The following is a 518-nucleotide window of genomic DNA, read 5'->3' as shown; positions in this document are numbered from 1 at the left end:
AGCGCCGAGAAGGTGCGCAAGGCGCAGGCCGCGCACGGCGTGTCGATCATCGAGATCGAAGCCGGCGCAAACGGCTGGCGCCAGGTGCTGCCGTCGAAGTACGCGCGCCGCATCACCGCCACCACGCCGATGCTGATCGGCGGCCCGGCGGCCGGACACGCGCTGATGAAGACCGCCGCCGACCCGACCGGCACGCGCGTGCTGGGCACGCTCAACAACTGCGCGCACGGGGAGACGCCCTGGGGCACCTACCTGACCTGCGAGGAAAACTTCATCCACTACTTCCACGGCCCGGAGCAGCCCGATGCGCATGGCAAGCGCTGGGGCCTGACCAAGGGCGGCCGGGGCTATCGCTGGCACGAGTTCGACGAGCGCTTCGACGCCACCAGGCACCCCAACGAACCGAACCGCTTCGGTTGGGTGGTCGAGATCGACCCGATGGATCCGACCATGACGCCGATCAAGCGCACGGCGCTCGGCCGCGCCGTGCACGAGGGCGCCACGGTGGCGCTGACCGA

1 protein-coding gene is annotated in these 518 nt (G+C 70.3%); it reads left to right on the top strand.

What is annotated here, in order from left to right; all coding sequences use genetic code 11:
* On the top strand, positions 1–518 hold a 518-nt coding region (locus ML342_RS11800; protein WP_240127204.1), incomplete at both ends, for a PhoX family protein.

The sequence above is a fragment of the Thermomonas alba genome, from assembly GCF_022419205.1.
In the GTDB taxonomy this organism is placed as follows: Bacteria; Pseudomonadota; Gammaproteobacteria; order Xanthomonadales; family Xanthomonadaceae; genus Thermomonas; species Thermomonas alba.
Note: the sequence above shows the minus strand (reverse complement) of the source record. Positions and strands in the feature narration are given on the sequence as shown.